Origin of the sequence: Flavobacterium sp. LC2016-13, assembly GCF_009707955.1 — a bacterium.
Taxonomy (GTDB): Bacteria; Bacteroidota; Bacteroidia; order Flavobacteriales; family Flavobacteriaceae; genus Flavobacterium.
Window position 1 is genome coordinate 132190 of record NZ_WMDQ01000012.1, and the last position, 7490, is coordinate 139679.

At 34.2% G+C, this 7490-nt stretch carries 3 protein-coding genes and 1 pseudogene; all 4 read left to right on the forward strand.

Features of this window, described 5'->3' with window-relative positions:
- Positions 1 to 194 precede the first annotated feature (194 nt).
- A pseudogene (locus tag GKZ86_RS20850) lies at positions 195 to 584 on the forward strand (6-carboxytetrahydropterin synthase); the annotation flags it as partial.
- Between the two features lie 156 nt (positions 585 to 740).
- Positions 741 to 3560, forward strand: coding sequence for a response regulator (locus GKZ86_RS20855; protein WP_194632614.1), 2820 nt, complete (start codon positions 741 to 743; stop codon positions 3558 to 3560).
- 230 nt (positions 3561 to 3790) lie between these two features.
- Positions 3791 to 5980, forward strand: a complete 2190-nt coding sequence (locus GKZ86_RS20860; RefSeq protein ID WP_154784987.1) for a LamG-like jellyroll fold domain-containing protein — start codon at positions 3791 to 3793, stop codon at positions 5978 to 5980.
- 358 nt (positions 5981 to 6338) lie between these two features.
- On the forward strand, positions 6339 to 7388 hold the full coding sequence (locus GKZ86_RS20865) for a T9SS type A sorting domain-containing protein (protein WP_154784988.1): 1050 nt from the start codon (positions 6339 to 6341) through the stop codon (positions 7386 to 7388).
- Positions 7389 to 7490 lie beyond the last annotated feature (102 nt).

Below are 7490 nucleotides of genomic sequence, written 5' to 3' on the forward strand. Positions count from 1 at the left end.
TAAAGACAATTAATCTTTTTAAATCTATAACAATAATGAAAAACAGATAATTATCCTTTAGTGAACGCAGATAGGATTGATTTGGAGTTACCTAGAGTACTACAAAAAGATGCTAAATGAACAACCAAAGAAATTGGAGTTGACTCCGTTTTGCCACAAAAAACTATGGTAGATTAGTAGCAACTAGATTTTGCCGTGAAGCCCATTTTAATGCTTGCCATAGAATGCACAATCCCAATTGGTCTGACCAAAAAAACGAGGAGGTATTCGGAATATGCAACAACCCCAATTATCACGGACATAACTTTAGGCTTATTGTAAAAATTACAGGGAAAATTAATCCCGAAACGGGTTATGTAATGGATATGAAAGTATTAGGTACTATTATAAAAAACGAAATAGAAACTCGTTTTAATCATAAAAACCTTAACCTTGATTGTCCAGAATTTGAAAACAAAATAGCTTCTACCGAAAATTTTGCTTGGGTTATATTCGCTATCTTAAAACCCTGGCTTCCGCAAGAAAATCAATTAGCGATTACGCTTTATGAAACGGATAAGAATTATGTTGAGGTAGGGGAGTAAAATAAAGTCAAAAAAATCTTATTTTACAAAGTATAATTTACATTCCATACTATCTTTGATGTTAATAAATACCTGCTTCAAATCATTTTTTGAGGTTCATTCACTTTGATTGCATATTTTTACAAAAAAACACCTATAATTATGATTTTCCCAAAAATGATAGCAACTAAATTTTTAAATACTGTTTTTTTTGTGAGATTACTGTTTTTAGTAATTACAACTACCTCATTTTCCCAAGAAATTATCTTAAAAAAAGACCAAAAATTCCCTCTCGATTTGTCGGGTTTGGTGTCTATATACAGAGACTCAACCGCTAGTTTAACCTTGAACGCTGTTCAAAAAAAAGCTTTTGTAAAATCAAAAAAAAACTACCTCAACCTTCCGTTTACAAACCATGTGCATTGGGTAAAATTTAAACTCAAAAACAACAGTTCGCAAACCCATGATTTACTTTTGGTATGGGCAAATATGCTAGCAGAACAACTCGATTTTTACGTACAAAACGACGCCAAAAATGGTTTTAATCACAAAATTCAAAAAATTATTACTTCGAAAACCGAGCGAAAATTAATCTATGAGTTTCCAAAAATTCGGATTGTGTTACACCCCAATCAAACCAAAGCAGTTTATATAAAAGTGAGCAGCAAACGAGGACAATTTGCCTCGATTCGATTGTTTACAAAAGACACTTATTATGCTTCCAGACTAGAAAGTGCTGCCAATCAAGGATTACTAAATGGGTTTATGATTTTTAGACTTATTTTAATCCTTATGCTTGGTTTTTGGGTTATCAAAGAGCGCTCTTTTCGATTATACTCATTGAACATATTTTTTAGATCTTTTGCTTATTGGGGTTATACTAATGTTGCCGCCCCTTTTCTTACGGATAATCCAGACATGGCAGCCAAGATAGATTTTTTGCTTTACAGTACCTTTTCGGTTGGAGTGGGATTCTTTTTATTGTTTGCCGCCGATATTAAAAAATTACCCAAATGGAATGCAAATCTTATTAAATTTTCGCTCTCTATCTCGGTACTTTTAGGTGTTTTATCGTTTTTGGACTACCAGTGGTATTGGCTCAAAGCGGGTATATTCAATATTGTTTTATCGTCTGTTTATTTTTTAATTTTGATTGTTAGTAATCTTTTTAATAAAACATTTATCGACAAGTTTTATGCTATTCCTATTGTTTTCGGATTAGTTGGTACCACCTTACTCTTTTTACCGCTCACAGGATTGCTGGATTATTTGCCGCTTTATGCTTTTTCGTATTTTCTTTTTTCTTGCGAATTTTTTGTTTTTATATTCTTCTTAGGTCGTATCATTAAAAATTCTGAAAAGAAAAAAAGATTTTCGGAGCAGCAATTGCAGCTCAAACAACTTCAAAACAACCAACTCAAAGAGCTGGATGATTTAAAAACACGTTTTTTTACCAACATTTCGCACGAATTTCGTACACCGCTTACCTTATTGGTAGGTCCTGTTGACGATTTGCAAAAGAAATACCCTAACGAAAGTATTCTGAAAATAATGCAGCGTAACTTAAGCAGACTGCAAAATTTGATCAATCAAATACTCGAAATCTCAAAACTTGAAGCTGGAGAAATGCGTCTGCAAAAAGAAGAAGCAGATATAGCTCAGTTTTTGATACAAATTGTGGCTTCGTTTGAATCTTTGGCACAAGACAAAGGCATTGTTTTTAATTATTCGATACCTCAAAAAGCTGTTTTTGGGCATTTTGATTTGGATAAAATAGAGAAAATAATGACCAATCTGCTCTCAAATGCTTTCAAATTTACTCCTAGAAATGGGCGGGTTGTGGTAAAAATTGACTTTGAGGATTTGCATACACAAAACAACAAAAAACCTTCAAAAACAACACAATTACTACAAATAAACATTCAGGATTTTGGTATTGGTATTGCACCAGAACGCCTGCCTTATATTTTTAATCGTTTTTATCAAATAGACGATTCTAACCAACGTTTGCACGAAGGCAGTGGTATTGGTTTGGCATTAGTTAAAGAATTAATAGCTATATTAGAAGGAACTATTACGGTAGAAAGCAAATTAGACCAAGGAACAAAATTTACTTTGAATTTGCCGTATGAGCCTTTGAATTTGTTATCCGAAAATGCCAAACTACCCATTCTTAAATTGAAACCCGAAGTTGTTTTTGAGGAAAATAACAGCCGTTTTGAGGATTCCGAAAACAACGAAAATGCTCAAATTATGCTTATTGTTGAAGATAATCCTGATTTGCGTTTTTATATCGCTTCTATTTTCGAAAACCAATACCAATTGCTTATAGTAGCAGATGGCGAGGAGGGGTTGGCAAAAGCAATTGAATTTGTTCCAGATATTGTCATTTCGGATTTGATGATGCCCAAACTCGACGGATTGAGCCTTTGTACAAAACTGAAAAATGATGAGAGAACAAGCCATATTCCTGTAATTATGCTTACCGCAAAAGCCAGCATAGACGATAAATTAGTGGGATTACAACAGGGAGCCGACGATTATTTATCCAAACCTTTTAATCGAGAAGAGTTGAACTTGCGGGTAAGCAATTTGATTCAGCAAAGACAGTCGTTGCGAGAAAAATACACCCGCCAAACCATTGCCATTGAGCCCGAAATAGTTGTAATGCCCGAGACAACACTGGAAGATTTGTTTATCGAAAAAGCCCAAACTGTTATTAACAACTACCTGAGCCAGAGCGAATTTGATGCTGCTACTTTTGCCAGCGAAATGCAGTTGTCCCCAGTACAATTGCGTAGAAAATTAAAAGCCATTACCAACCAAACTGGTACAGAGTTTGTACGGAATTACCGCTTAGAAAAAGCTTCAGAAATGCTCAAAAAAGGCGATAAAACGGTCTCGCAAGTTGCCTATGAAGTAGGATTTGAGAGTCTGCCCTATTTCTCGAAAGTGTTTCAAGAAAAGTTTGGTAAGACAGCTTCGGAGTGGCGGTAAGAGGATAATGTTTGTTTTGAGGAACAAAAAGTACAAAACAAGGAACAAAATGACAATTATTTTAAAAAAGCGACTGTTTCAAATTGAAACAGTCACTTTTTTTATCAAAATGAGGAAGAGAAAGTCTTTTTAGAGATAGTACTTGTATTAATTATTTTTCAATTTTAGTAATGCAATTGTAGCATTAAAAGAAAAACAATTATATTTTTTAACCTTTACTATTTTTAATTATGAGTAATTTACCTATTTATCCTCGCTGGGCATCCAGTACGGTACAGCTTCAAAACAATCAATATATTAGTTTTGGTGATAATTCTAACATTGGTGGCTTTAGTTCTTTTACACTCGAAGCATGGGTGTGTTTATCGCATACAGATATTCAAAATACAGTTTATGTTTTTGATAAGTCTTATTATGTAGATAATCAGCAGCAGACGGAATACAGTCTTTACATTGATAAAGGCATTTTGAAATTTAAAAAAGATAATCATACTTTTTATAGTGATTTTAATCCTATTAAAGAATATAAATGGCAATACGTAGCTGCCACATTTGACAAAATAAAAGGAATTCTTTCGCTTTATTGTGATGGAATATTACTGTTAGAAGAATTTGGTATTTCGTTTACTCCAAAAACATTACCTGCAGATTTGTGGACTGGAGCAACAAGAAATTCTTCGAATCAACCGATTAATAGTTTTTATAAAGGACTGATTCGGTCCGTAATGGTTTGGAATATCTGCCGGTCAGGAGCCGAAATCATGAGTGACTCTATGAATACGGGTACAGATTTTTTTCATATTTCAGACCTTACAAGTACAGACCCTAGTACCAATCCAGATTATGTCTGCACAAGGGTAAGTCCTGTCTTAGCAGTAGATTTTGCAACATTGCCTCCTATTGATATCTCGGGAGTACCCAATAGTATTAGTTTAATGAATGGAGCATTGTATATTTTTTATATACCATCTACATCTTTTGATGGCCATAATACTAACCAGGCTAAATACATTAGTGCAAATACAAAGGCATATCATATCTATAGAGAAACATCTTTTACGATAGATGGGTGGTTTTTGAGTACCCAAAATACAGACAAACAAACTATTATTTCATGTGGTAACGGAGAACAAGAGTACATTGTAAAATTAGCGTCAATGAATGATGGTAATGTACTTATTGCTAGTAGAGGGAGTGATAGCTTGAGTAGTAATAAAAAATTAAAATTGAACACCTACTACCATTTTGCATTGTCATATAATTATATTGAAGATACTCCCGAAAAAAGTACACTCAGCTTATTTGTCAATGGCAATTTATGTAGCTTAATATTTGCGAATAGCGAGATAAATACACAGATTGGTGTCGATTTAGTAATCGGAGCAGCAAATAATTCTGTGGGAAGAACAGGTGATTATTTTTATGGCAATATTCAAAACATTAATTTTTGGAATATAAGCCATGACGAAGCCCAAGTTAGACAATGGATGTATAATCAAGCTATTGATGATGATGCATTAATAAGTGCTTTTGACCTTTCGGTATATCCAGCTGTTGATACTGCTAATCAAGTACCCTTAAATTTTTATGCTCATTTTACGGAGCAACAATTGCCAGTTTCACCTGATGATATCATTTGGGATGCACCTATGCCTATCAATGCAACATATCTTTCTCAAAAGAAAGTAGAAATTACAGGCAATGAGCAAACTATTATAACAGAAATGAAAGTGCAACCTGAAATTTTTTCGGAGGAACATAAGCAAGCCATTTATAAAGGAGTCAAGAAATGGATAGGTCCAGTAATGTCAACGGAAAGCTTTAAATTGAAATTTGACATCGCTTTTGAGCAAGCCAAACAAATAATGGATAAAGATCCACGCCTCAAAAAAGTAATTACTCGAATAGATCAAAACGGCATAACCAAATTGATCTATCACGGAAGACACAAGGATCATTTGATTTTATCAACCACCACAGGGCTTCTTTCTGATTGTACTCTTTGGTGGATTGGTTTTGTAACTCATCTAACAGTTGGCTTTTTAGAAGCATTAGGTCTTTTTCCGTCTGTTGAAGGTACCGCAGAAAAAGTCTATCTGAAAATTGTAGGCAACAATGCTGCACGAACAGCCTTAGTTGATTTAACCAAAGGTACTATAACCGTAGATAATTCAATTGGTTTTTTTGGCGTATTGAATAGCCAAAAAATTCTTTGGACAATTGTCAAAATTCTGTTAGCTGCTTTGGGTTGGTGGGCTTTAGCAAAAGTGATCGCAATTATTATTGGAATTGTAACTGGCTTAGAGGTTGCCGCTTTGCTTGCAGGATTTATTATTTGGGCAGCTCAATTAATATTACTTACTCTAAATTATAATGGTTCTTGTGGTTCAAGTGGTCCTCCTCCTACAAAAATAAAATAATTTTTATATTTTGTAAGTTTATAGTTATTGTTGTAAAATACTGAAAAACAAGTATAAATTACAAAGTTTTTGAAATACTATTAAAATCTAATGCTACCTGATTCATTATTTATATCTGTAAAAGTCTGTGTGTAAATTTAGGCACATAGACTTCGCAGATTTTTTCTGTTTTTTAAATAATTCACCAAAAGTACATCTTGTAATACAGGTCAGATAGCAACTGTTTTTTGAGAAACCCCAGCAAAAATAAGCCCTCCATCCCCACCATGTCGAAAACAAGGAACAGAAAGTCCATTATGAGTAACACAATACCTTGTTTTTTGACCGACTTTTGTCGGGATCAAAAAACAAAAATATCATGAAATTATCGGTACTCTTTTTTCTATTCTCCCTATTTGGTTTTGCACAATACACCGCCATTCCCGATATTAATTTTGAAAACAAACTCATTGCCTTGGGTATTGATTCAGGGGTTGCCGACGGACAGGTTTTGACCGCCAATATAGCCAATCGATTTTTGTTGAATGTGTCCAATAGCGGTATCCGTAATTTATCGGGTATTCAGGATTTTACCAAATTGACCACTTTGTATTGTCAAGACAACCTATTGACTAGTTTAGATGTTTCTCAAAACAAAAAATTGAACTATTTAGATTGCTCCAACAATGCCTTAACAAGCCTGAATATTTCAGGAAGCACCGATTTGGCTACTTTGAATTGCGAAACCAATCAATTATCAAACATCGATTTTACTACAAATCCCGTATTGTATAATTTGTACTGCAATTCGAATAAATTAACAAATTTGAATCTTACTGCCAATCCCGATTTGAATTTTCTTTATTGCTATGCCAACCAATTAACAAGTCTGAGTGTTACCACCAACACCAAACTCACTAGATTGTATTGTCAAGAAAATCAAATAACAAGTTTGGATATATCTACCAACACCGCTTTAAAAGAATTTTTCTGTCGTAGCAATCAATTGACGAGTTTGAACTTGAAAAATGGGACTAGTTCCTCTATTACTTCATTTAATGCCACTTCAAACCCAAATTTAACTTGCATTCAAGTAGATGATGTGGCTTATTTTAACACCAATTGGGCTACTCAAAAAGATGCTACAGCAACCTACAACACCGCCTGTTCTAACTTAGGAGTACCAGAAACTGTTTTCGAAAAAATGAGCCTCTACCCCAATCCAACCCAAGGCGAATTGCATATCGACCATATTGTTTTAGAAAAAGCAACGCTTTATGATGCCTCAGGAAAACTTTTGAAAACAACAAAATTTACATCCGCAACCCAATCCAGCACCCTCAATATGGAAGCATTCTCAAAAGGGATGTACTACCTCTTTTTGGAAAGCGAAGGAACGCATACCGTTAAAAAAATTGTAGTAGAATAATCCAGAAGCAAACAGGAAAATCTCATTATTGTTTTGCCACTAAATCCTGTCTTGACTGCCCTTTCTTCGGCTTTGCTGGGATAGGACAACCCAATTTGTCCA